The sequence below is a fragment of the Citrobacter sp. SX206 genome, from assembly GCF_024181025.1.
GTDB lineage: Bacteria > Pseudomonadota > Gammaproteobacteria > Enterobacterales > Enterobacteriaceae > Citrobacter > Citrobacter youngae.
Genome location: NZ_CP049738.1, coordinates 1 through 23,973, shown reverse-complemented (window position 1 = coordinate 23,973; position 23,973 = coordinate 1). Strand labels below are relative to the sequence as shown.

The window sequence follows — 23,973 nt, the reverse complement described above, 5'->3', positions numbered from 1 at the left end:
TCCTTGTACCAAAAGGAGAGCGTATGAGCCTCGTGGATATCGCTATTCTTATCCTCAAACTCATTGTTGCAGCACTGCAACTCCTTGATGCCGTTCTGAAATACGTTAAGTAATTCAGATTCAAGTCGCACCTAAGGGGGGCGGGTAACACTCCGCTCCCCTTTCACCTTCTCCCTGGTGCTTGTGTCGTGCCAATGTGTTACGTTTTTATGACATCCTCAGGGAAGAATTCCGCCATGACGCTTTCTGTTTTCTGCATTTTGCTGTTCGCCGCACTGCTGCATGCCAGCTGGAATGCCATCGTAAAAGCGGGAAACGACAAGTTGTACTCGGCTATAAGCGTCAGCGGAACCGCTGCGATCATGGCGCTGATTTGTTTACCCTTTGCGCCGCAACCCTCTGCCGCCAGCCTGCCGTTTTTAGCTGTCTCAACCGCATTACAGGTGGTCTATACCGTCCTGGTCGCTAAAACCTATCAGGTTTCGGATATGAGCCAGACCTATCCTCTGATGCGCGGCACAGCGCCGCTGCTGGTCGCGATTATCAGCGTCCTGTTTCTTGGCGATAGCCTCTCACTACTCGCCTGGGTGGGGATTGCCACCATCTGTCTGGCTATTCTCGGGATGGCATTTAACGGACGCTGCGGCTCGCAACGTGGGATTATCCTGGCACTCATTAATGCCTGTTTTATCGCCGGTTATACGCTGGTTGATGGCACCGGTGTTCGGCTTTCAGAAACCGCGCTGGGCTACACGCTGTGGACCTTCTTTCTGAACGGCTCCTGCCTGCTGGGTTGGGCGATGTTCGCCCGACGCCGGGAAGCGTCACGTTATCTGGTACAGCAGTGGAAAAAAGGTATTCTTGGCGGGATTGGTACGATGGGGTCTTACGGCCTGGCACTGTGGGCGATGACTCAGGCCCCGCTGGCGGTGGTCGCGGCGCTGCGTGAAACATCCATTCTGTTTGGCGCACTGCTCGCGTGGCTGCTGCTGAAAGAAAAGGTTGCCGGAATACGTCTTATCGCAGCCGGAGGTATTGCCGCCGGCGCAGTTTTACTCCGCTTATCATGATGTCGTTGTAAACCCGATGCAATCCGGCAACATTTGTTGCCGGATTTTGTTTACATTTCCTGCCGTCCAGCACATAAACATTCCAGCCCACTATCTGGCCTTCTTTTTCTGTTGTGGTAGATTCCACGCGCATTTACGGGAAAGTGCAGCACCTTATTCTTCTTTTTTCTCTTTTTTAAAAGTAATCAGCGAAATGAAAAGGCATAGAAGCGTCAATTTGTTGTTGATGTTGGTATTACTGGTGGCGGTAGGTCAAATGGCGCAAACCATTTATATCCCCGCGATTGCTGATATGGCGCGTGAACTGAACGTTCGCGAAGGCGCGGTGCAAAGCGTAATGGCTGCCTACCTGCTGACCTACGGCGTGTCGCAACTGGTTTACGGTCCCCTTTCAGACCGCGTAGGGCGCCGCCCGGTGATCCTCGCCGGGATGTCTATTTTTATGCTGGCCACGCTGGTCGCCATTACCACCCATAGCCTGACGGTACTGATTATCGCCAGCGCAATCCAGGGGATGGGAACGGGCGTCGGCGGTGTGATGGCGCGAACGTTACCGCGCGATCTGTACGAAGGCACGCAACTGCGCCACGCCAATAGTCTGTTAAACATGGGGATTCTGGTCAGTCCGCTGTTAGCTCCGCTGATTGGCGGCATGCTGGATACAGTGTGGAACTGGCGCGCCTGCTATATTTTCCTGCTGATTCTGTGTGCGGGTGTGACGTTTAGCATGGCGCGCTGGATGCCGGAAACACGGCCTGCGGGTGCGCCGCGTCCACGGCTGATCGCCAGCTACAAAACCCTGTTTGGTAATAGCGCTTTCACCTGTTACGTGCTGATGTTGATCGGCGGCCTGGCGGGCGTTGCGGTCTTCGAAGCCTGCTCTGGGGTATTGTTAGGCGCACGGCTCGGTCTAAGCAGCATGGTGGTCAGTATCCTGTTTATACTGCCCATCCCGGCGGCGTTTTTCGGCGCATGGTTCGCCGGTCGCCCTAATAAGCGTTTCTCGACGCTAATGTGGCAGTCGGTGACCTGCTGTCTGGTAGCGGGTTTAATGATGTGGCTCCCAGGGCTGTTTGACGTGATGAACGTCTGGACGCTGCTGGTTCCTGCCGCACTGTTTTTCTTCGGTGCCGGAATGTTGTTTCCGCTGGCAACCAGCGGTGCAATGGAGCCTTTCCCGTTCCTGGCAGGCACTGCCGGCGCACTGGTTGGGGGATTACAGAACATTGGTTCCGGCGTGCTGGCATGGTTTTCTGCCATGCTGCCGCAGACCGGGCAAGCCAGTCTGGGCCTGCTGATGACCCTTATGGGGCTGTTGATTTTTGTTTGCTGGCTTCCGCTGGCATCACGCGTGTCGCATCAGGGACAGGCGGTTTAAGCGTATGATGGCCCGGCTTATCGCCGGGCTTTTCGCATTCTGGCGCGATCATCGTCGTCAGCAACGGCTCCAGCGCCGGACGCCAGGCCCCTTCTTCGCCATCATAGAACTGCATATCCGCATTGATAGCATAGGGGATTTTCGCCTTGCGCAGTTCACATGCCATAAACCGTGCAAATGCAGTTTGCGCGGCAGAAGGCGCGTTTTTGATGGTCTCTCCCGGCGACCAGCCCCCCACCCAACTGAGATGACCCGTTTTCTGTTGCCAGTGAATGGCCGTATTAATACGGGCGCGAATGGCGGCTTTTTCTGCCGCAGTCCCCGACGTCCAGGGATACTTACCGTTATTTTTTAGCGGCCCCCACGGGAAGATATGCCATTCAGCCAGAACGGTATTCTGACTTTGCGGCGGTAATTTCAGATTAGGCAAATCTTCCGGTGCCGCGCGCAGTCGCGGAGCAATGAAAATCATCCGCTGCGGTGAAATGGCGTGGATTGTGCGAATCGTTTTGTCGTACACCCGATTGAGCGAAGTCTGATTGTGATTAAGCTTATCGGCAGGCTCATATATCAGGTCGAAACCCAGCAACGGCGAGCCTTGACCAAAGTAATGCGCCACCGCCACCCACCAGTTAACCACCTCTTTTTCGTTACCGGCGCTGGGGTCTTTTTTATATTCGTCAGCCTGATAGGCGATTATCGGGATCACGCCGTATTGCTCGCAAGCCTCTACCAGCTTGCGCAAATGGATGAGCCTGGCTTCTGTTGGCTCACCAGCCACACGAATACGCACATGAGAGATCCCCTTCGCCTTGAAATCCCGTACCACCAGCGGATCGAACTCGCGGATACCGCGATCTGTGCGAGCCCAGTCTACGTCCATTCCAACGCCAAGCTGCTGCGCATACAGCGCCGCCGTCAGCACAGGGGGCGCGGCATACACGGTGGCGCTGGCTAACAGTAAAAGGGAAACAATCGGCTTTAACACGGTCGTCCTTACGCAAATCATCAGGAGTGATATCACGTATTTAGCATGCTTTTTCACTTTCCGTGTAGAGAGAAAGCGTAAAAAATATTCGCGGCCCGCTTATTTAACCTGCTCCTGAAGCCAGCCAATAAACGCCTCAATTTTCGGCCACTGCCTGCCGGGCAGCGTGGTGATGTAATAGTGTTGATGGCATTTCAGCGCCATATCACCGAAAGGCGCGACCAGTTCCCCGCTGTCGAGACGTTTCTGCACCAGCCGCTTTCGGCCTATCGCCACGCCGATATGGTTCATGGCGGCAATTACCGCTAAATCAGAACGATCAAAGCCGATACCCGATGATGTCGGCAAATTCACGGCAAAATGCTGCGCCCAACTGTGCCATTCATCGGTTCCTGAGTCGTTACTCCATGCCTGTCTGTCATGCAGCAAGGTGCAGTGCGGCAAATTCACCAGCGAACCGGTAAGGTCATGGCGGCGAGCGTAGTCCGGGCTGCATACCGGCAGGATCTCTTCATCCATCAGGAAGTGGTGCGTAAGCTGCGCGGAGGGTGCATCGTCAAAATAGATAGCCAAATCGACCCCGGCACGCTGTAAATTGACGTTGTCGTTGCCGGTCAGGATGGTCAGTGAAATCGACGGATAGCGACGGGTAAAGTCGCCGAGCGCCGGAACCAGCCAGCACTGGGCGATAGAAGGCCGCGAGTAGACGGTGAGCGTCCCGGACAACTCCTGATTTTTAATATCGAGGATCTCCTGATTCAACGTATCCAGCGACGATTTCAGCGCCCAGAACACCCGCTTACCCTCGTGGGTGAGTTCCACTTTACGGTGTGAACGGACAAACAACTGAATGCCCAGCTCATCTTCCAGCTGATTAATGCGATGGCTGACGGCGCTGGGGCTTAACGACAGCTCATCTGCCGCCAGCGCAAACGACTGATGCCGGGCCGCCACTTCAAAGGTATACAGCTTTGACAGCTGCCAGCCATTGAGCAGCCGGTTTCTGACCTCGCGTAGGGGATCCAAACTCACCTCCAGTCCTCCTGATTCATGCGCCGGAGTGTAAAAAAGTTCGCTGTAAAAATCAGCACAAAGATGAATCAAAGTGAATCATATCGCATAAATGCAGCGTAATTAGACGTAAATCACTCATTTGATGCAATCTGGCTCATGTGAAAGGAGATTTATATCGTTTGTCAGACGGTGCCTTATTTTGTCCAATAACCTTATATTAATCACAGGGCAAGGTGAGCTATGCACTCTCAAATCTGGGTTGTGAGCACGCTGCTGATAAGCATCGTGTTAATCGTTTTGACCATCGTGAAGTTCAAATTCCACCCGTTTCTGGCGCTGCTGTTAGCCAGTTTCTTCGTGGGTACGATGATGGGGATGGGGCCGCTGGATATGGTCAATGCCATTGAGAGCGGCATCGGCGGTACGCTGGGCTTCCTCGCGGCGGTTATTGGCCTTGGGACCATTCTGGGCAAAATGATGGAAGTGTCCGGCGCGGCCGAACGCATCGGTCTGACGCTGCAGCGCTGCCGCTGGCTCTCCGCCGACGTCATTATGGTGCTGGTCGGGCTGATTTGTGGGATCACACTGTTCGTTGAAGTGGGCGTGGTGCTATTAATTCCACTGGCATTCTCTATTGCCAAAAAGACCAACACTTCGCTGCTGAAGCTGGCGATCCCGCTGTGTACGGCGCTGATGGCGGTGCACTGCGTCGTACCTCCGCATCCGGCGGCGCTGTTCGTGGCGAACAAGTTGGGCGCGGATATTGGCACCGTGATTGTCTACGGCTTACTGGTGGGCTTGATGGCATCGCTAATCGGCGGGCCGTTGTATCTGAAATTCCTCGGTAACCGTCTGCCATTTAAACCGGTACCGGCTGAGTTTTCCGATCTCAAGGTACGCGATGAAAGTACGTTGCCATCGCTGAGCGCCACGCTGTTTACCGTGCTGCTGCCAATTGGCCTGATGCTGGTCAAAACCGTCGCGGAACTGAACATGGCAAAAGGCGGTACGCTGTATACGCTGCTGGAGTTTATCGGTAACCCGATCACCGCGATGTTTATTGCCGTTTTCGTGGCCTATTACATTCTCGGTCTGCGTCAGCACATTGGTATGGGGGCATTGCTGACCCACACCGAAAACGGTTTTGGCTCGATTGCTAACATTTTGCTGATTATCGGTGCAGGCGGCGCATTCAACGCTATCCTCAAGAGCAGCGGGCTGGCGGATACTCTGGCGCTGATCCTCTCAAACATGCATATGCACCCGATTCTGCTGGCATGGCTGGTCGCACTGATTCTGCATGCGGCGGTAGGCTCAGCTACCGTTGCGATGATGGGCGCGACGGCAATCGTTGCCCCGATGCTACCGCTGTACCCCAACGTTAGCCCGGAGATCATCGCCATTGCCATCGGTTCCGGCGCTATTGGCTGCACGATCGTCACCGATTCCCTGTTCTGGCTGGTGAAGCAGTATTGCGGCGCCACCCTGAATGAAACGTTCAAATACTATACGACCGCGACATTTATCGCGTCCGTTATTGCACTGGCTTGCACATTCCTGCTTTCCTTTATTATCTAAGCGCGAAGAGACTGACTATGGAAAACATTCAAACACTTATCGCCCAGCATCCTTTAGTGGAAGATCTGGTGGCTCTGAAAGAGACAACCTGGTTTAACCCTGGCACCACCTCTCTTGCGGAAGGTTTACCGTATGTTGGCCTGACAGCACACGACGTTGAGGATGCCCACGCGCGTCTGACGCGCTTCGCACCGTATCTGGCGCAGGCCTTCCCGGAAACTGCCGCTACTGGGGGCATTATCGAATCTGAGCTGGCCGCCATCCCGGCCATGCAAAAACGGCTGGAAAAAGAGTTCGGGCAGCACATTAACGGCGAAATCCTGCTGAAGAAAGACAGTCACTTGCCAATTTCTGGCTCAATTAAAGCCCGCGGTGGCATTTATGAAGTCCTGACCCACGCTGAAAAACTGGCGTTGAAAGCGGGTCTGATAACGACAAATGATGATTACAGCATTCTGCTTTCTCCTGAGTTCAAACAGTTCTTCAGCCAGTACAGCATCGCAGTAGGTTCAACTGGCAACCTGGGGATGTCTATCGGCATCATGAGCGCCCGGATCGGCTTTAACGTTACGGTCCATATGTCTGCCGATGCCCGCGCGTGGAAAAAATCCAGGCTGCGCAGCCACGGCGTGACGGTGGTGGAGTACGAAGAAGATTACGGAGTGGCGGTTGAACAAGGTCGTAAGGCGGCACAGTCCGATCCAAACTGTTTCTTTATCGATGATGAAAATTCCCGCACGCTGTTCTTAGGCTATGCGGTGGCCGGACAGCGTCTGAAGGCGCAGTTTGCCCAGCAGGGGCGCGTGGTGGATGCCGATCATCCGCTGTTTGTTTACCTGCCATGCGGTGTGGGTGGTGGCCCTGGCGGCGTGGCGTTTGGTCTGAAGCTGGCATTCGGTGACAACGTTCATTGCTTCTTCGCAGAACCAACCCACTCCCCGTGCATGCTGCTGGGGATTTACACCGGGCTGCACGATACCATTTCCGTGCAGGATATCGGCATCGATAATCTGACGGCGGCAGATGGGCTGGCAGTCGGTCGCGCCTCGGGCTTTGTTGGCCGGGCGATGGAACGCCTGCTCGACGGACTGTACACCCTGGACGATCAGACTATGTACGATATGCTGGGCTGGCTGGCGCAGGAAGAAGGTATTCGCCTTGAGCCATCGGCGCTGGCGGGCATGGCTGGCCCTCAGCACGTTTGCGCCTCCACGAATTACCAGCAGATGCAAGGATTGAGCGCGGATCAGCTCAATAACGCCACGCACCTGGTGTGGGCGACCGGCGGCGGCATGGTGCCGGAAACCGAGATGGCGCAATACCTGGCGAAAGGGCGCTAACCCCCTCTGATCTCAACGCAGCATCGCCATCAGCTCCATCGGTGAGCGATGCTGTTTAATCAGATCGCGCATGACGCGCATATGGGGTGATGAGTGTTCAAAGAAGGCCTGATATCCCGCACACAGCACATTTTCCCCGTGAGTATCCCCATGCACCGGGCAATCACCACGGTAAAATTGCGATAAGGAACATGACCGACAACGCACGCTCTGCTGTGAGGTCGATTGCCGTTCAATTTGAACCGCCAGACCACACCATCGACGCAGAGTTTTATCAAAAAGCTGAATAGATACCCGATTAATATCTTCACGAACCCAGATATCAAATATCGTATTTAAAAACTGCCCCCACCCTTCTGGTGTGACAGATTCAGCCGTCAGGTTGCCTGCTTCATCGCGCTTAATCAGAGGGATAAACTGTACGAGACGAACATCGCCTTGTCGTAAATCACGGTACAGTTCAATAGGTTGCAAACTCTTCTGGTGATCAATCACCACCTTTAAAATACCCTCACTAACATCCATGTCCTCACATACTGTCATGCAAAATTCCCGATATATACGATAAGTTGGCGAACGTGTGTTACAGCAAACAGTATTGCAAGGGATAACACCGCGAGGGAGATCATAAATTTGTCACGCACCGCACGAGATTCAGAAAAATCGCTATGCGTAACATCCATCAGGTTACGGCTGCGGGTGTAGCGCCAGAGAATAATCGCCACAATTGCCAGCACCGCTATTGAAACCCAGAATAACGCTCCCGCCTGATGCCAGTTATGCTTAATCGCCAGCGCCATCAGTGCGCCATAGCCTAGCAACGTGCGAAACCAGGCCAGCGATGTCCGTTCCGGTTGTAGACCAGGATCGGACTGGCGACGGGCCTTACGACTACCCGGCATACAGCACCAGCGCCATAACAATCACCGCCACAAGCGTCAGCATGACGCTGATAATCAGCAGGCTGTTGGTGTACGGCATGTCCTCTTTCAGACGCATCGCCTTTTCATTTCGCAACCAGCGCAGATAACCGTAGATCGCCAGACCACCCGCAAACAGACACAGCAGCAAGGCAAGTGCCTCACGGATGACTGGCGTAGCAAAGTCCGGGGCCAGTTGATCAAGACCAACGCCCGCCGCCAGAAAACCCAGCGCAGTGCGGATCCACGCCAGAAACGTACGCTCATTTGCCAGTGAGAAGCGGTAATCCGGCGCTTCTCCAAGGCGGGAAATCTTCATGGCGACTCCTTCAATATTGTAGTCTGGTCGTTATACCGGAACAGTGAAAGAGTATGAACCTGATTCGCAAACGAAAGGGAGTGTAATGTGATGAGACAATGGAAAAGAGAGATGTGCTTTGAAATGCCGGATGGCGACTGGCGCCTTATCCGGCCTACAGTGAACGATGTAGGTCGGATAAGCGCAGCGCATCAGGCATTCCTGGATATGCTGACTGGATAGGTCAGTTTTAACCTAATCCCCAGAAGAGCACCGCCAGCAGTTGTGGGGTGATAATCCTCAGGAACATGACCAGCGGATAAACGGTGGCGTAGGAGAGCGCTGCCGCCCCGCTGGTGGCATGCAGGTTGTTAGCAAACGCCAGCGCAGGAGGATCGGTCATTGAGCCAGCCAACATGCCACACAGCGTCAGGTAGTTCATTTTGGTGAGAAGGCGCGCCAGCAGACCGACGGTAATCAGCGGGATTGCGGTGATAAAAATACCGTAGCCCACCCAGCTCAGACCGTCGCCCTGCGTCAGGGTATGAACAAAATCACCGCCTGACTTCAGACCAACCACCGCGAGAAACAGTACGATACCCAACTCTCGCAACGCCAGGTTCGCGCTGGGAGGCATAAACCAGTACAGCTTACCGATACTGCCAATACGCCCCAAAATCAGCGCCATAATCAGTGGTCCACCGGCCAGCCCCAGTTTTAATGCCACCGGGAAACCGGGGATAAACAGCGGGATTGAACCCAACAACACCCCCAGCCCGATCCCAATAAACACCGGCAACATCTGCACCTGCTGCAGTTTTTGCTGTGCGTTACCCACAACATTGGCAACGGCATCAATCGACGAAGGACGCCCCACCAGATTGAGGATATCGCCAAATTGCAGGCTGGCATCGCTGCTGGCGACCAGCTCAACGCCCGCGCGGTTCAGACGGGAAATCACCACGTCGTAACGTTCTTTAAAGTGCAGGTCACGGATCCGCTTGCCAAGCACCTGTTCGTTGGTCACAACGACACGTTCAACACGCAAATCCGTACCCCGCGTTGACAGCGAAGTGTCCACTTCCTGCCCAATCACCACCTTCGCATTATGCAGATCGCCAGGCTGTCCGACCAGGTGAAGCAGATCGCCCATCTGGATAATCGTCCCCGGCGACGGCACCATCAACGTTTCATCTCGCTTCAGGCGTGAACAGATGATTTTGTCGCTGTTCAGAATGGGGACATCCTGAATCGCCATATTATTGAGGTTCGGGTTTTCAACACGAATGTTCATCGTCTGAATCAGCGTATGACCGTTGGTCAGCGTTGATTCATGCTGCTGAGCTTCGGACTCAACGTTCACGCGGAAAATGAGGCGCATCAGCCACATTGTGAGCAAAATGCCGCAAATACCGAAAGGATAAGCCATGGCATAGCTCATCCCCATCTGATCGACCACATCCCCCGGCGTACCCAGATCGCGCAGAATTTGCTGCCCGGCACCCAGTGCGGGCGTATTGGTGACCGCGCCGGAGAAGATCCCCAGCACCACAGGCAGCGGAATAGCGAAGATCTTATGCAGAAGCGCGGTAACCAGCCCCCCGATAATCACGATCAGCACTGCAAACAGGTTCAGACGCAGTCCCGAAACACGCAGTGAGGCAAAGAAACCCGGCCCTACCTGGATGCCGATGGTATAGACGAAGAGTATCAGGCCAAATTCCTGAATAAAATGCAACATATCGCCGCTCAGGGTCATCCCTGCCTGATCGACAAAGTGTCCGACGATGATACCGCCGAACAGTACGCCTCCGATGCCAAAACCAACGCCCCGTACTTTAATGTTGCCGATCCATAACCCGACAACCGCCACCAATGCCAGAACGCTGACCGTCAATGCTATATCACTCATTCTTCTGTTCCCTGTGAATAACATCATTAAGTAAATGGATTCTCGCAGAGTACAAGCGCAATGTATGGGGGGTAAAGCACAAAAAAGCCCCGTCATTTCTGGCGGGGCAAAGGCCTGGAGCTATTTAGCTATTTAATGCGGGACGTTCGCTGATGGCGATACGTTGTGGAGCAATGGTTTCAGGTTCATTACGGGTCAAATCAATATGCAGTAAGCCATTGGTGAAGCTTGCGCCGGAGACTTCCATATTTTCAGCCAACGTAAAGCTCAGACTGAATGATTGAGTGACCAGCCCCTGATGCAACCATTTGGTCTCTTTTTCCGGCTGCTGCGGCGTACCTTTTACGGTCAGACGCGTGCCTTCCAGTTGAATATCCAAATCTTCCTGACGGAAACCGGCTAACGCAAGGGTAATGCGGTAGTGGTTATCATCGCTCTTTTCGATGTTATAGGGTGGGAAGCTTTGGCTTTCACCAGCGTTTTGTAATGCATTGGCCAGTTTGTCAAAACCGATCCATTGACGCAGCAGTGGGGATAAATCGTAGTTACGCATAATATTCTCCTTCTAAGAAGCGAGTAAGTACCTTTCGGCTCCCTGACGGCAAGCCTGTGCTTAGCAGAGCCGCGCAAGCGGCCCGACAGATAAATTAGTTGATTTCGATGCGGCGCGGTTTGTTCGCTTCAGGAATCACGCGCTCAAGCTCGATATACAGCAGACCGTTTACCAGGTTTGCGCCGCGAACGTGGATGTTCTCCGCTAACTGGAACTTGCGTTCGAAGTTGCGTTCGGCAATACCCTGGTACAGGTAAGTACGTTCTTTTTGCTCGTCCGCATGCGCGCCTTTCACCACCAGCAAATTATCCTGGGCGGTAATTTCCAGCTCGCTTTCAGCAAAGCCCGCAACGGCAATCGCAATGCGGTAGTGGTTTTCGTCTACCAGCTCAACATTGTACGGAGGGTAGCCACCATTGCTTTGGCCCTGGTTGTTTTCCAGCAGGTTAAACAGACGATCAAATCCAATAGCAGAACGGTATAGCGGGGATAAATCAAAGTTACGCATAATCAATAGCTCCTGAAATCAGCGAGAATGTTGGACCTTCCATCTTGGACAGGTCAGGTAGCCAGGACACCCATCAGGCATGCCCTTCATTTGTCTACACCCTAAAAATGGGTCTTAATACAAACTTTTCAAGCGTACTCCTCTGACTTTTTTTGCAGTTTGTTGTCTATTGCATACACTGGGGGGAGCAGTCGTTATCGTTAAATCGCGATTGCCGCCACAGTGCGACAAGATGGTGATGTTATTTTCGCAACGGATCGCTTTAACTCACCCTGCAAACACGATGATTAGCAGATGAAATAATGATGATAAAAAAAATAGTGTTAACACTGATGATGTGCAGCGGGATGGTTTTTATCAGCGGCTGTTCCAGCGTGATGTCACATACCGGAGGGAAAGAAGGGATATATCCTGGCACGCGCGCCAGCGCCACAATGATTAGCGAAAGTGATACAAACTGGGGAACAAAGTCGCTGGCGATTCTGGATATGCCTTTTACCGCGGTTCTGGATACGGTACTGCTTCCGTGGGATCTCTTTCGCAAAGATAACTCGGTTCGATCTCGCGTAGAAAAGAGCGAGGAGAGAACGCAAGCCACCAACGCCGTTATCCCCCCAGCTCAAATGCCTGCGCCTTAAGTTAACGTCTGGTTTCTGTCACCCATAGCTGGCGGAAACCGTCGACGTCTTCCATCCATGCAACCTGTCGGCCATCAGGAGAGAAGACGATCGCATCTGCTGAAGGTGGGTTGCCATGGCTGGTCGTTAAAAATTCAATCTCTCCCGTCTGCGCATCACAACAAGCGATTCTGTTCTGCAGTACAAATCCCAACCATTTTCCCGACGGATGCCAGTTGAATGCTGACTGAATATCCGTGTCACAGCGGGTAAGCTGACGCGGTTCTCCTCCCTGTGGGGAAATCAACCATAACTGCACGATACCGTTGTCATCACGCATCAGAAACGCAATTTCGGCTGCCGTTGGATTACTGCGCACCCAATGCCGCGGTTGATTCACCAGCCCCGGGAAGGCGTGATCATGAGTAAACGTCAGACGGCGCTGAACGATGCCGGCTGGTGGCGCAGGCATTGTTGCTTCCGTTCCTTCCAGAGGTGCCTCGCCAGGCTGTTTCCAGCCACTTTCATGGCGTGGCAAATCAACGATAAACAGTTCCGGTACTTTTTCGCCACTGACAGACAACGTGTCGCCGATAAAGGCCAGCGTATGATCCCCCACCCAGCCTTCTTCATAAGCGCGGTTAATCTCATCGCTCCCCGGTTTTGGCGTTGGTGTCGTCTGGCTCACCAGCACGCACCAAGAGTTCCCGCTGTATTCACGGGGATGCTGCGCAGATACATTCACCGGCCCATACGGCGCAGCAACGCCGACATTACGTAAATCCAGCGCCGGTGAGCGCTCATGTAGCACGTGATCGTTATAGGTGAAACTGACAAACTCGCCGTTTGGGCTAAAAACATGCACATGACTACCTCCGCGCAGCGCGCCTGGGGTATACGGCGCAGTAATATCCATCGCATCCAGATTCCCCACATCTGCCTGCGTAGCAATCACTCCACGGCGATGATGAAAATCGTAATACCATGTTTCATCAGGGTTTTCTGGTCCATGAATGAACACATATTTTTCAGCTTTTGGATGAACGGTCACCACGCCGACGTGTGCGCCTTGCGTAGCACGGTAAATCACCGCCACCTCACCGGTGTGAATATTGACGCGTTCAATCGTCTCTCCGGTAAACGATGCACCGGAAGGACGCACATCAAAGACCAGCCACTGGCTGTCCGGTGTCCAGGTGTTGATATTGGTAAGCTGATGATTACGCGCTGCAAAGGTGATTTGTTTCATGGTGGTGTCCCGGACGAAAAATACCGCTCCTTTTTACCACGCACAGCGCGTATCCCATAAGCCTTTAGCGGGCCGCAAGCGCATCAGCTTGCTGAGCGTTCACAGCCAAAGCGGGGAAGTCCTCGAACGTATAGTAACGAATGGGTGGCGGTAACTGCTCCATTGCTGTACCCGGCCACAGTTGCAACTCTCCGACAGCATTGAGATCAACGCCCTGCCAGTGGTGCGGCAGCGCCAGTCGCTGCAGAACAGCCCGCTCGCCAGGCACGCGTGTCGGCAAACGATTATCCCCCATCTGATAGTTACGCCGCAGCACCAGATACTTTTCCGGCACCCGACGCCGACTGTTCCACCAGCGGCCGTCCAGCATATCGAAATGGAAACGGGTGAGTTCCGGCGACAGAGCGCCAAGATGGACAAGTGCCTGGCGAAGTGCCGTCCCCATCGCCACCTCGTAAACCCCCTGAGAAACTGTTTGCCCCTCCAGAATCAGCGACACCGCCAGGCGGGCACCAAGCAGATTGGAGTAAAGATCCTCTGGCGAAAATGCAGAAACACCTTCAGAAAATCCGGGAACAGACTCAAAACCGTACCATTGCGCAATTTCATGCCACTCCGCGACCTGAAACGCCAGATGAGCGGCCAGCCAGGCTGCCAGCGTGTAACGCGCGACAGGATCGGTTGGTAGTGTAAAGGCATTAAACACTAACCGACGCTGGGCCAGTTCGCTATCCAGATCGAGCGTAAAAGCCTGTCCCAGTTTCGGCAGGATCTGACTAAAGATATAGACCGTCATATCAGCGGTATCACGCACGTGGGCGGTATCAATAAAGCCACCGTGCGTGGTGTAGAGAATGCCGTTATTTTCACGGCTTAAGCCGGTCAGGTTTTCCAGCCCGGCCAGCATGCTATCGTTGTACTGATGCAATCCAAGGTGGCTCGCCGGGACCACGTTATCCAGCTGATAAAACGGTACCGGCATGCCCAGCAATTCCGCATGCAAGTTGTAGCCAAATGCACAGCAAGGACGTAACCCTTTAGGCAGTGGCTGTGGCGGCATAGCAGGCCACGCGGTGGTCGCTCTCGTTGTTACCTGCGGAGACAGATCTAATGCCACTGGTAGTGCCGCCCCAGCGCTGCCTGCGAGAAGTGATGCCAGTAACGACATAGTTTTCAGCAACCTGCTCAAAATGCCTCTCCGACCTGAAAATAGAAACCGCTGCTGCCTTTGCCGATGCCGTAATCCAGGCGTACATTGACGCGCGGCTTGAATTCAAAGCGATAACCGACTCCTGCCGAGGGCAGGAGTCGTCCGTCGTCCAGCGCACTAAATGATGGCCCCATAGTCCCTGCACCCAGCCAACCGACCACGCCGTGCCGCCAATCGAGCTTGCGGCGATACTCAAGTTGCCCGCTGACGACATTCTTGTCCCGATAGCGCCCTTCGTAATAACCGCGCATGCGTTGATTGCTACCGAGCAGCGGCATCGTGCTCCACGGCACTGCTCCCTGGGTAAACGTGCCATCTGCCTCCCATGCCAGCACGTTTTTATCGTCCAGCGAGTGGTAACGGCTGTAATGCAACTGGTATTCATCAAACCGGGTATCGCTCCCCACCTCAGGAGTAAAGCGGGTGTAGCGCACATCGGCATACTGCCCTTTACGCGGATTGGGTACGAAATCACGATCGTCCCAGCTCAGTTCCACGCTACTCCCGGAACTGAGAACCGATGCCCCCTGCGGCGTAGTTTCAATTTTCGGCGGATCGTTGTCGTCCATTTGGGCAGCATGCTGGGTATTCAGCGACCAGCCGACCCCCAGATAGATGTTAGGCGCTAACCGCCGGTATAGCGTTGGACGCAAATCCAGGACCTGAGCGGTATATTGCTGTTTTTGGCTATCTTTATCTCCGGCGCTAAAACCCTGCCCCCAGTAGTAGGTTGGGGTATCTGTTAATGCGCCATTAAGAAAGAAACGCCAGCGATCGTCGGCGAAAAAAGCATAATTTTGCATCGTGATGCCAAAGGCCCCCGTTGAGCTAAAGTAGCCGCTCAACGTCAGCGTCGAGTTTTGACTCACCGTATCGTTCGGATCGGGTCGATACATCCCCACCACCGCCGTCCCGATCCCCAGCCCCAGTTCTGGGGTATAAAACGGCCCAGGCATCACTCCCCAGTCGATACCTTTAGTGGCGTTAAAGTTATCGCTGGCGCCCAGTTTATTCAGCCAGCCGTCAATCTCATTGCGGGTCGGCAGCGCCGACTGAACGTATCCGGCAAACAGGCAGAAAAACAGAAGCAGGCCGATGCGCGTCAAAAACGATACTCTCCCGCAGCAAAGAAGCTATTACGGTCGGCGAAGCCAATTTCGGTGGTGATATTAACGTTGCGGGTCAACTCATATTGCGCGCCTACCAGCACGTTCCAGGGGGATTGCAGGTGTTGTTTAACATCGAAGCGACCATTGCTATCCTTGTTCGCAATATCCACCATTTTTTGCAGCGCCGCAGAAGGCATCGTGAGATCGTTCAGGCTGCCGCTAAATTCTTGCTGCACATCCTGATACATGCTGCCCACCCACAGATTTAACTTACCGGATGGCATGTGCAGGGTCTCCATGCCGGGAGTGGTAAAGCGATAACCTACACGCGGAGAGATGGTAAAGGCATTAATACTGCCATCAAGGATATCGAACTGTGTTTGCGTATAGTTGGCATCAAAAGCCGTAAACCAGTTGCCCACTCCACCAACCAGAGTCGTTCCTACACCGTAGGTTGTGCCTTTAAAGTCGAGCTGAAATGCCAGATTCTGCAAATTGGCTGGTGTACGGTATTTACGTGGTCCTTTGATTCCTACACCTATCTGCGAAACAGAGTGTCCGTCGGTATAGCCAATCAGACCATAGACGTTCATAAAGGGCAGCAGCCAGGCATCCAGTTTTAAGGTTTCGGTTTTACTTCTCTCCCGGGTGTTGCCGACGTTGATTTTAAACGCGTTATCCAACGAGTGACCGCGCAGGGAAAGACCGTTGAAATTGATGCTGTCTACATTAATGTTTTGCCTGATATTCATGTAGTTAATATTCACGCCAAACGGCTCAGGCAGGTCGTAGCCACGTTTATGTGCCTCCTCACCTAAAAACGGCAAAACAGAGTGGCTTGTGGTTGGTTTAGCCGCGGGTTTTGTCGGCAAAGAAGTAGCCTGACCATCGTCCTGATAGTCATACAGCGGTGTCAATGTTGAGCCAGAATCCGTCGCAGCCCAGGCCTGAAAAGCCAAACAGGAAGACGTCATCAACACCAGGCGGATGCGTGTGTTAGTCATAAGGAAACATAGTTGCAGGCAGGAATCGCCCGAATATAAAAGAAGGGGGGGGAGAGTATAGAAGTTACGTGCTAAGTGGGGGGATTAATGTGCGATTTCACATCTGATAATACAAACATGATTTTTATAACATTCTTAATGTTTTATGCCTGGCCGAAGCCAGGCATACGTGTATCAGGAGAGAACGTATTTCTCAATCGCCCAGGCTACGCCGTCTTCAAGATTGGATTTCGTCACGAAGTTAGCCACTTCTTTCACCGACGAAATAGCATTATCCATTGCAACGCCTACGCCTGCGTATTCGATCATCGCGATATCATTTTCCTGATCGCCAATCGCCATCACCTCTTCGGCTTTAATTCCTAACGCATCGGCCAGCGATTTCACGCCAGTGCCTTTATTAACGCGTTTATCCAGAATTTCGAGGAAATACGGCGCACTTTTCAGTACGGTGTACTTCTCTTTTACCTCTGCTGGAATACGTGAGATGGCTTGATCGAGGATTTCTGGTTCATCAATCATCATCACTTTCAGGAACTGGGTCGCCGGGTCCATTTTCTCTGCTTCACAGAACACCAGCGGGATGGTCGCGACAAAAGACTCATGCACCGTGTAGTAACTGATATCACGGTTGGCGGTATACAGAGTATTGCGATCGAGTGCGTGGAAATGCGAGCCGACCGTCCTGGAGAGTTGTTCCAGGAAGCGGTAATCATCATAGCTCAGCGCGGTTTGCGCGACGGTGCTTCCATCTCCGGCTTTCTGCACCAGCGCACCGTTGTAGGTAATACAGTAGTCACCGGGTTGTTCCATATGCAGTTCTTTCAGATAGCTGTGGACGCCAGCATACGGGCGCCCCGTGGTCAGCACCACATTCACACCTCGCGCGCGTGCCGCGGCAATCGCCGTTTTGACCGCTGGTGAAATGGTGTGATCGGGCAGCAGAAGTGTGCCATCCATGTCGATAGCAATAAGTTTGATAGCCATGAGTTCCCCGGATTAAATGAGTCCATCCTCATGCTAACGCGATTCCGCTCAAAAAACAGCTACGAAAAGGGGGATGGAAAGGGGAATCGGGATTCCCCTTTTGACAATCGATGGTAGGGCGGATAGGGCCTGAGCCGCCATCCGGCAAACGCAGACGAACTGCCTGATGGCGCTTCGCTTATCAGGCCTACAGGAGCAGGCCTGAGGTACATGTTAGATATCGATATTCGCCGCTTTCAGGGCGTTTTCTTCGATAAATGCACGACGCGGTTCAACAGCATCACCCATCAGCGTGGTGAACAACTGGTCAGCGGCAATCGCATCCTTCACGGTAACCCGCAGCATACGGCGGCTTTCCGGATCCATGGTAGTTTCCCACAGCTGTTCCGGGTTCATCTCGCCCAGACCTTTATAGCGCTGAATCGCGAGGCCACGACGGGACTCTTTCACCAGCCAGTCCAGCGCCTGCTCGAAGCTGGCAACCGGCTGACGACGCTCGCCACGTTCGATAAACGCATCGTCTTCGATCAGGCCACGTAGTTTCTCACCCAGCGTGCAGATACGACGGTATTCGCCGCCGGTCACAAACTCGTGATCCAGCGGATAGTCGGTATCAACACCGTGGGTACGCACGCGGATCACCGGCTCGAACAGGTTCAGTTCAGCGTCTTTACGCACAAAGCTGTTCCAGGTGCTGCCGTGCATTTCGTTTTCATTCAGCACGTTAACCAGTTGGGAAACCCAGGCAGTGACTTTCGCTTCATCAGTGAGATCGGCTTCAGCCAGCGTCGGTTGATAAACCAGTTCTTTCAACAGCGCTTTCGGGAAACGGCGTTCCATACGGCCAATCATTTTCTGCGTGGCGTTGTATTCAGAAACCAGTTTTTCCAGCGCATCACCCGCCAGCGCCGGCGCGTGGGCATTGGTGTGCAGCGTAGCACCATCAAGGGCGATAGAGATCTGGTACTGATCCATCGCTTCATCGTCTTTGATGTACTGTTCCTGCTTGCCTTTCTTCACTTTGTACAGCGGCGGCTGCGCAATGTAGACGTGGCCGCGCTCAACGATTTCCGGCATCTGACGATAGAAGAAGGTCAACAGCAGCGTACGGATGTGCGAGCCATCGACGTCCGCATCGGTCATGATGATGATGCTGTGATAACGCAGTTTGTCCGGGTTGTACTCGTCACGACCGATGCCACAGCCCAGTGCGGTGATCAGCGTCGCCACTTCCTGAGAAGAGAGCATCTTGTCGAAGCGCGCCTTCTCAACGTTAAGAATTTTACCCTTCAGCGGCAGAATCGCCTGGTTTTTACGGTTACGTCCCTGCTTCGCAGAGCCGCCCGCTGAGTCCCCTTCCACCAGGTACAGTTCAGAGTGAGCCGGGTCGCGTTCCTGACAGTCCGCCAGTTTGCCCGGCAGACCCGCTAAGTCCAGCGCACCTTTACGGCGGGTCATTTCACGCGCGCGGCGTGCGGCTTCACGAGCACGCGCCGCATCAATAATTTTGCCGACGACGATTTTCGCGTCAGACGGGTTTTCCAGCAGGTATTCGCTCAGCAGTTCGTTCATCTGCTGTTCTACCGCCGATTTCACCTCAGAAGAGACCAGCTTGTCTTTGGTCTGGGAAGAGAATTTCGGATCCGGTACCTTCACGGAAACAACGGCAATCAGGCCTTCACGGGCATCGTCACCGGTGGCGCTGACTTTCGCTTTTTTGCTGTAGCCTTCTTTGTCCATGTAGGCGTTCAGGGTACGGGTCATCGCCGCACGGAAGCCTGCAAGGTGAGTACCGCCGTCACGCTGCGGAATGTTGTTGGTGAAGCAGTAGATGTTTTCCTGGAAACCATCGTTCCACTGCAGCGCAACTTCAACGCCGATACCGTCTTTTTCAGTGGAGAAGTAGAAGATATTCGGGTGGATCGGCGTTTTGTTTTTGTTGAGGTATTCAACAAACGCCTTGATGCCGCCTTCGTAGTGGAAATGATCTTCTTTGCCATCGCGCTTATCGCGCAGACGAATAGACACGCCGGAGTTCAGGAATGACAGCTCGCGCAGACGCTTCGCCAGAATGTCGTATTCGAACTCAACGACGTTGGTAAAGGTTTCGTGGCTTGGCCAGAAACGGACCTGAGTCCCCGTCATTTCTGTTTCGCCAGTTACTGCCAGCGGCGCCTGCGGCACACCGTGCACGTAAGTTTGCTGATGCACTTTGCCTTCACGACGAATCACCAGTTCCAGCTTCTGTGACAGGGCGTTAACGACGGAAACACCTACGCCGTGCAGACCACCGGAAACTTTATAGGAGTTATCATCGAATTTACCGCCTGCGTGCAAAACGGTCATGATAACTTCCGCTGCCGAAACGCCCTCTTCTGGGTGGATACCGGTTGGGATACCACGGCCATCATCGGTAACGGACACGGAGTTGTCAGCGTGAATCGTTACCACGATATCTTTACAGTGACCCGCGAGCGCTTCGTCGATAGCGTTATCTACCACCTCGAATACCATGTGGTGCAGACCGGTGCCGTCATCCGTGTCGCCGATATACATACCCGGGCGCTTACGCACCGCATCCAGTCCTTTCAGGACTTTGATACTGGAGGAGTCATAAGAATTCGACATCAACGTTTCTCGCTCATTTTATCTTGGGTTAATCCGTTATTTTACCCTTTTCCACGGTAAACATCTTCGAATTTTCATCGGACATGTCTATAACGTGTTCAGCGCTGATTGCGCTGACAAAGACCTGAGATTGCGTGGCTTTTAAGCGGCTGGCCAGCAGTCCGCGACGCGCGTCATCCAGTTCAGAGGCAAAATCATCTATCAGGTACAGGCAGCGCCGCCCGCTTTCACGGGTCAGAAACTCCCCTTGCGCCAGACGTAAGGCGCACATCAGCAGCTTGAGCTGCCCACGCGACAACGTATCTTCCACCGGCGCACCGTCGGCGCGAATGCGGAAATCCGCCTTATGCGGGCCGTGCGCGGTGTAGGTCAACATGCGATCGCGTTCAAAACTGCGTTCCAGCACTTCGGCGTAATCTGTCTCTTTCTCCCAGCCGCGCTGGAAAGAGAAGGAGAGAGAAAATTCGGGAAGAAACTGCTGGCAGGTATCCGCCATATCCTGCGCGATACCGGCGCTGTACTCCGCGCGCCAGGTGCTGATTTGTTCCGCCAACGGGATCAGTTCTTTATCCCACGGGCGGAGTTGCTCATAACGACTTACCTGGCGCAGTGCCGCATTGCGCTGCTTGAGCAGGCGCTTCAGGTTGCTCCAGGCGGTGAAAAATCCGGCTTCATTGTGAAAGCATCCCCAGTCAAGGAATGCTCTTCTGTATTTGGGGCCGCCATTGAGTAAAGTAAACCCCTCGGGCGTGATCAGCTGCATCGGCATCAGGTGCGCCAGTTCCGCGACCTTGTGCCCGTCAGTGCCGTCAATGCGCACTTTACTGTCGCCCAGTTTGTCTTTCGTCAGACCAATCGACGTCTCACGCTCATCACCCTGCAAACGCCCGTGTAAAACAAACGATTCCTGTTCGTGGCGGATCACGCGACCAATTTGCAAACTGCGAAACGCCCGACCGTGGCCGAGCGTATAGATAGCTTCCAGCACGCTGGTTTTGCCGCTGCCGTTAGCGCCTACCAGGAAGTTAAAGCCGGGAGATAAAGCGAGATCCGCGTTTTCGATATTACGAAAATCGCGGATCAACAGGCGGGTCAGCGACATTACAGTCTCATTGGCATAACAACGTAAGCCGCGCTCTGGCTGGCTGCATCTTCAATTTGTACGCTGGAGACGGAATCGGTCAGCAGAATACGCACGTTCTCGCACTTCAGCGCGTTCAGAACGTCCAGTACGTAGCTAACGTTAAAGCCGATTTCCAGTTCTGTACCAGGATAGGAGACATCCAGAATTTCTTCGGCTTCTTCCTGCTCCGGGTTATTAGCGGTGATTTTCAGCTGGTTTTCACTGACATACAGACGCACGCCGCGGAATTTCTCGTTAGAGAGGATCGCCGCACGAGCAAACGCCTGTTTGAGGATATCGCAACCTGCTTCCAGATGTTTGTCCGGATTCTTCGGCAGTACGCGGCGATAATCCGGGAAACGACCGTCAACCAGCTTGGAGGTAAAGATGAAATCACCCACGTGCGCACGAATGTTGTTGCTGCCAATCTGCACGCGCAGCGGGTTATCGCCGCCGTCGAGCATACGCATCAGTTCAATCACGCCTTTACGCGGTACGATCACCGAATGGCTGGGCAACGGCTGACCGACAGGCATTGAACAGACCGCCAGGCGGTGACCGTCGGTCGCCACGGTACGCAGCTCTTCCCCTTCGGTTTCAAACAGCATGCCGTTTAAATAGTAACGCACGTCCTGATGCGCCATTGAAAACTGCGTGGCTTCAATCAGACGCTTCATCGTCGCCTGCGGTAGCGTGAATTCGACTTCGCTCTGCCAGTCGTCCAGATTCGGGAAGTCGGCGGCAGGCAGCGTGGACAGCGAGAAACGGCTGCGGCCAGAACGCACCAGCATACGGTCGCCTTCCAGTTGAACGGCAATTTCTGCGCCTTCCGGCAACCCGCGGCAAATATCGAAGAATTTACGCGCCGGAACGGTGGTCGCACCAGGTTCATGCGGCTGGATCAGCGCCACGCGCGCCACCATCTCCATTTCGAGATCGGTACCGGTCAGAGAAAGCGCACCGTCAGCAACCTGCAGCAGCAAGTTTCCGAGGATCGGCAGTGTAGGACGTCCACCCAGCGGGCCGCTGACCTGCTGAAGCGGTTTTAATAAATGTTCACGTTCAACGGTAAATTTCATAGCGTCACGAAGATAATGTTCTGATTAAATTGGAGAAATCTTCTTTAATATCATGGCTTTCTTCACGCAACTGCTCAATCTTACGGCAGGCATGAAGCACGGTAGTATGATCGCGCCCACCAAACGCATCGCCAATTTCCGGCAGACTGTGGTTAGTGAGCTCTTTTGCCAGCGCCATCGCCATCTGACGCGGACGTGCTACCGAACGAGATCGACGCTTAGAAAGCAGATCCGCAATTTTGATTTTGTAATACTCTGCCACCGTCTTTTGAATATTGTCGATGGTGACCAGCTTTTCCTGCAAAGCCAGCAAATCGCGCAGCGCTTCACGCACGAAATCGATAGTAATTGCCCGGCCGGTAAAATTGGCGTTAGCGATCACGCGGTTCAGTGCGCCTTCCAGTTCACGCACGTTAGAGCGTAGACGCTTGGCGATAAAGAACGCCACTTCACCCGGCAGACGAATGTCGTTTTCGTCAGCCTTTTTCATCAGGATCGCGACGCGTGTTTCCAGCTCAGGCGGCTCGATCGCGACAGTCAGTCCCCAGCCGAAGCGAGATTTCAGACGATCTTCAACGCCGTTGATCTCCTTCGGATAGCGATCCGAGGTCAGGATGATCTGCTGATTACCTTCCAGCAGGGCATTAAAGGTGTGGAAAAATTCTTCCTGTGAACGTTCTTTATTAGCAAAGAATTGAATATCGTCAATCAGCAGCGCATCAACGGAACGGTAATAGCGTTTAAACTCTTCGATCGCATTGTTTTGCAGGGCTTTAACCATGTCCTGCACAAAACGCTCGGAGTGCATATACACCACTTTTGCGTTCGGCTTACGCGCCATAATGCCGTTACCGACAGCGTGCAGCAGGTGGGTTTTACCCAGACCCGTACCGCCATAAAGGAATAACGGATTGTAGGCGCCGCCTGGATTGTCCGCCACCTGACGTGCCGCCGCGCGCGCCAGTTGGTTAGATTTACCTTCAACGAAGTTATCAAACGTATGTTTGACGTTGACGTTAGAGCGATAGGTAGGTTCAGCCGGAGCCGGGACGTTATCCCAGCCAGGGCGCGCTGCCGGTACGGTACGTTGCGGTTGCACTTGCTGAGCCACTTGGGCGGGCGCCACAACGTTGTTGACCGGCGTTTTCAGCGTTTGCGTAACGGGTTTAGTGCCAACCTCAAAACGCAGCTGTGGGGCATCCGCTCCGCAAAAATTATTGAGTAATCCATTAATATTATTAAGGTATTTATCCCTTACCCAATCGAGCACGAAACGGTTTGGCGCATACAAAGCCAGCGTGTTATCGCTCAGTTCCGCCTGCAATGGGCGTATCCACATACTGAATTCTGTGGCTGGTAACTCATCCTGCAATCGGGCAAGACACTGCTGCCAAAGCGAAAGTGACAC

At 53.6% G+C, this 23,973-nt stretch carries 23 protein-coding genes and 1 other annotated feature; of the genes, 6 read left to right on the top strand and 17 right to left on the bottom strand.

From position 1 onward, the window contains the following. The first annotated feature begins 23 nt into the window (after positions 1–23). The 3 genes from tisB to emrD all read left to right on the top strand — a co-directional run bounded on the left by tisB (position 24) and on the right by emrD (position 2,448). Entirely contained in the window at positions 24–113 is a 90-nt protein-coding gene (tisB, locus tag G8S19_RS00115; protein WP_003023909.1) for a type I toxin-antitoxin system toxin TisB, read from the top strand. Between the two features lie 123 nt (positions 114–236). After that, positions 237–1,070 carry a DMT family transporter gene (locus G8S19_RS00110; RefSeq protein ID WP_253685895.1) on the top strand — a complete coding sequence of 278 codons (834 nt, stop codon included), beginning with the start codon at positions 237–239 and terminating at the stop codon, positions 1,068–1,070. A 193-nt stretch (positions 1,071–1,263) separates the two neighbouring features. Continuing rightward, positions 1,264–2,448, top strand: coding sequence for a multidrug efflux MFS transporter EmrD (gene emrD, locus G8S19_RS00105; RefSeq protein WP_124021887.1), 1,185 nt, complete (start codon positions 1,264–1,266; stop codon positions 2,446–2,448). On the opposite strand, the gene G8S19_RS00100 is transcribed toward emrD, so the two are convergent. Next, positions 2,375–3,457 carry a cellulase family glycosylhydrolase gene (locus tag G8S19_RS00100; protein ID WP_048213760.1) on the bottom strand — a complete coding sequence of 361 codons (1,083 nt, stop codon included), beginning with the start codon at positions 3,455–3,457 and terminating at the stop codon, positions 2,375–2,377. The genes emrD and G8S19_RS00100 overlap by 74 nt on opposite strands. Positions 3,458–3,535: 78 nt before the next feature. Next, the gene (gene dsdC, locus G8S19_RS00095) at positions 3,536–4,462 is read right to left on the bottom strand and encodes a DNA-binding transcriptional regulator DsdC (protein ID WP_126320222.1); all 927 of its coding nucleotides are present in this window, start codon (positions 4,460–4,462) and stop codon (positions 3,536–3,538) included. 228 nt (positions 4,463–4,690) lie between these two features. Here dsdC and dsdX point away from each other — a divergent pair, with 228 nt between their 5' ends. After that, on the top strand, positions 4,691–6,028 hold the full coding sequence (gene dsdX / locus G8S19_RS00090) for a D-serine transporter DsdX (protein ID WP_115601261.1): 1,338 nt from the start codon (positions 4,691–4,693) through the stop codon (positions 6,026–6,028). A gap of 17 nt (positions 6,029–6,045) precedes the next feature. Continuing rightward, positions 6,046–7,368 (top strand): D-serine ammonia-lyase, encoded by a 1,323-nt coding sequence (gene dsdA, locus G8S19_RS00085; protein ID WP_253685893.1) that lies wholly within the window; start codon positions 6,046–6,048, stop codon positions 7,366–7,368. Positions 7,369–7,380: 12 nt separating this feature from the next. Here dsdA and G8S19_RS00080 read toward each other — a convergent pair whose 3' ends face one another. The 6 genes from G8S19_RS00080 to ibpA all read right to left on the bottom strand — a co-directional run bounded on the left by G8S19_RS00080 (position 7,381) and on the right by ibpA (position 11,559). After that, the gene (locus G8S19_RS00080; protein WP_048213763.1) at positions 7,381–7,911 is read right to left on the bottom strand and encodes a radical SAM protein; all 531 of its coding nucleotides are present in this window, start codon (positions 7,909–7,911) and stop codon (positions 7,381–7,383) included. Beyond that, on the bottom strand, positions 7,908–8,270 hold the full coding sequence (locus G8S19_RS00075; protein ID WP_048213764.1) for a DUF202 domain-containing protein: 363 nt from the start codon (positions 8,268–8,270) through the stop codon (positions 7,908–7,910). The genes G8S19_RS00080 and G8S19_RS00075 overlap by 4 nt, the downstream gene beginning before the upstream one ends. Next, positions 8,260–8,607 carry a YidH family protein gene (locus tag G8S19_RS00070; RefSeq protein WP_005121491.1) on the bottom strand — a complete coding sequence of 116 codons (348 nt, stop codon included), beginning with the start codon at positions 8,605–8,607 and terminating at the stop codon, positions 8,260–8,262. Before G8S19_RS00070 ends, G8S19_RS00075 begins: the two co-directional genes overlap by 11 nt. A 229-nt stretch (positions 8,608–8,836) precedes the next feature. Continuing rightward, entirely contained in the window at positions 8,837–10,498 is a 1,662-nt protein-coding gene (locus G8S19_RS00065; RefSeq protein WP_048213765.1) for a putative transporter, read from the bottom strand. A 124-nt stretch (positions 10,499–10,622) separates the two neighbouring features. Beyond that, entirely contained in the window at positions 10,623–11,051 is a 429-nt protein-coding gene (ibpB, locus tag G8S19_RS00060) for a small heat shock chaperone IbpB (protein WP_005121488.1), read from the bottom strand. 94 nt (positions 11,052–11,145) lie between these two features. Continuing rightward, positions 11,146–11,559 (bottom strand): small heat shock chaperone IbpA, encoded by a 414-nt coding sequence (gene ibpA, locus G8S19_RS00055; protein ID WP_040231504.1) that lies wholly within the window; start codon positions 11,557–11,559, stop codon positions 11,146–11,148. Further along, positions 11,553–11,625, bottom strand: a sequence feature (ROSE (Repression Of Heat Shock gene Expression) occurs in the 5'-region of heat shock genes and acts as an RNA thermometer to modulate expression.). (Overlaps the previous gene by 7 nt.) Positions 11,626–11,864: 239 nt before the next feature. Between ibpA and G8S19_RS00050 the strand changes: the two genes are divergently transcribed. Further along, positions 11,865–12,197: a YceK/YidQ family lipoprotein gene (locus tag G8S19_RS00050; protein ID WP_162873168.1), complete on the top strand. Its 333-nt coding sequence runs from the start codon at positions 11,865–11,867 to the stop codon at positions 12,195–12,197. A gap of 1 nt (position 12,198) precedes the next feature. Here the strand turns inward: G8S19_RS00050 and G8S19_RS00045 are convergent, their stop codons facing one another. From G8S19_RS00045 to dnaA, 9 genes are all read right to left on the bottom strand, one after another. Then, a complete protein-coding gene (locus G8S19_RS00045; RefSeq protein WP_199969542.1) occupies positions 12,199–13,425 on the bottom strand; it encodes a DUF3748 domain-containing protein in 1,227 nt (408 codons plus the stop codon). Between the two features lie 64 nt (positions 13,426–13,489). Beyond that, entirely contained in the window at positions 13,490–14,614 is a 1,125-nt protein-coding gene (locus G8S19_RS00040) for a DUF4056 domain-containing protein (RefSeq protein ID WP_371925568.1), read from the bottom strand. Further along, on the bottom strand, positions 14,611–15,732 hold the full coding sequence (locus G8S19_RS00035) for a BamA/TamA family outer membrane protein (RefSeq protein ID WP_253686656.1): 1,122 nt from the start codon (positions 15,730–15,732) through the stop codon (positions 14,611–14,613). The genes G8S19_RS00040 and G8S19_RS00035 overlap by 4 nt, the downstream gene beginning before the upstream one ends. Positions 15,733–15,737: 5 nt before the next feature. Beyond that, positions 15,738–16,748: a hypothetical protein gene (locus G8S19_RS00030; protein ID WP_124021884.1), complete on the bottom strand. Its 1,011-nt coding sequence runs from the start codon at positions 16,746–16,748 to the stop codon at positions 15,738–15,740. 174 nt (positions 16,749–16,922) lie between these two features. Further along, positions 16,923–17,735 (bottom strand): sugar-phosphatase, encoded by an 813-nt coding sequence (gene yidA, locus G8S19_RS00025; RefSeq protein WP_048213770.1) that lies wholly within the window; start codon positions 17,733–17,735, stop codon positions 16,923–16,925. 213 nt (positions 17,736–17,948) lie between these two features. Further along, a complete protein-coding gene (gyrB, locus tag G8S19_RS00020; protein ID WP_048213771.1) occupies positions 17,949–20,363 on the bottom strand; it encodes a DNA topoisomerase (ATP-hydrolyzing) subunit B in 2,415 nt (804 codons plus the stop codon). 28 nt (positions 20,364–20,391) lie between these two features. Continuing rightward, the gene (gene recF, locus G8S19_RS00015) at positions 20,392–21,465 is read right to left on the bottom strand and encodes a DNA replication/repair protein RecF (RefSeq protein ID WP_048213772.1); all 1,074 of its coding nucleotides are present in this window, start codon (positions 21,463–21,465) and stop codon (positions 20,392–20,394) included. Next, positions 21,465–22,565, bottom strand: a complete 1,101-nt coding sequence (gene dnaN / locus G8S19_RS00010; protein ID WP_005121477.1) for a DNA polymerase III subunit beta — start codon at positions 22,563–22,565, stop codon at positions 21,465–21,467. The genes recF and dnaN overlap by 1 nt, the downstream gene beginning before the upstream one ends. A 4-nt stretch (positions 22,566–22,569) precedes the next feature. Beyond that, a complete protein-coding gene (dnaA, locus tag G8S19_RS00005) occupies positions 22,570–23,973 on the bottom strand; it encodes a chromosomal replication initiator protein DnaA (RefSeq protein ID WP_101742128.1) in 1,404 nt (467 codons plus the stop codon).

Coding starts and splice junctions, on each gene's coding strand:
- tisB (WP_003023909.1), top strand. CDS start 24: ATGAGCCTCGTGGATATCGCTATTCTTATCCTCAAACTCATTGTTGCA.
- G8S19_RS00110 (WP_253685895.1), top strand. CDS start 237: ATGACGCTTTCTGTTTTCTGCATTTTGCTGTTCGCCGCACTGCTGCAT.
- emrD (WP_124021887.1), top strand. CDS start 1,264: ATGAAAAGGCATAGAAGCGTCAATTTGTTGTTGATGTTGGTATTACTG.
- G8S19_RS00100 (WP_048213760.1), bottom strand. CDS start 3,457: ATGATTTGCGTAAGGACGACCGTGTTAAAGCCGATTGTTTCCCTTTTA.
- dsdX (WP_115601261.1), top strand. CDS start 4,691: ATGCACTCTCAAATCTGGGTTGTGAGCACGCTGCTGATAAGCATCGTG.
- dsdA (WP_253685893.1), top strand. CDS start 6,046: ATGGAAAACATTCAAACACTTATCGCCCAGCATCCTTTAGTGGAAGAT.
- G8S19_RS00080 (WP_048213763.1), bottom strand. CDS start 7,911: ATGACAGTATGTGAGGACATGGATGTTAGTGAGGGTATTTTAAAGGTG.
- G8S19_RS00075 (WP_048213764.1), bottom strand. CDS start 8,270: ATGCCGGGTAGTCGTAAGGCCCGTCGCCAGTCCGATCCTGGTCTACAA.
- G8S19_RS00070 (WP_005121491.1), bottom strand. CDS start 8,607: ATGAAGATTTCCCGCCTTGGAGAAGCGCCGGATTACCGCTTCTCACTG.
- G8S19_RS00065 (WP_048213765.1), bottom strand. CDS start 10,498: ATGAGTGATATAGCATTGACGGTCAGCGTTCTGGCATTGGTGGCGGTT.
- ibpB (WP_005121488.1), bottom strand. CDS start 11,051: ATGCGTAACTACGATTTATCCCCACTGCTGCGTCAATGGATCGGTTTT.
- ibpA (WP_040231504.1), bottom strand. CDS start 11,559: ATGCGTAACTTTGATTTATCCCCGCTATACCGTTCTGCTATTGGATTT.
- G8S19_RS00050 (WP_162873168.1), top strand. CDS start 11,865: ATGATAAAAAAAATAGTGTTAACACTGATGATGTGCAGCGGGATGGTT.
- G8S19_RS00045 (WP_199969542.1), bottom strand. CDS start 13,425: ATGAAACAAATCACCTTTGCAGCGCGTAATCATCAGCTTACCAATATC.
- G8S19_RS00030 (WP_124021884.1), bottom strand. CDS start 16,748: ATGACTAACACACGCATCCGCCTGGTGTTGATGACGTCTTCCTGTTTG.
- yidA (WP_048213770.1), bottom strand. CDS start 17,735: ATGGCTATCAAACTTATTGCTATCGACATGGATGGCACACTTCTGCTG.
- gyrB (WP_048213771.1), bottom strand. CDS start 20,363: ATGTCGAATTCTTATGACTCCTCCAGTATCAAAGTCCTGAAAGGACTG.
- recF (WP_048213772.1), bottom strand. CDS start 21,465: ATGTCGCTGACCCGCCTGTTGATCCGCGATTTTCGTAATATCGAAAAC.
- dnaN (WP_005121477.1), bottom strand. CDS start 22,565: ATGAAATTTACCGTTGAACGTGAACATTTATTAAAACCGCTTCAGCAG.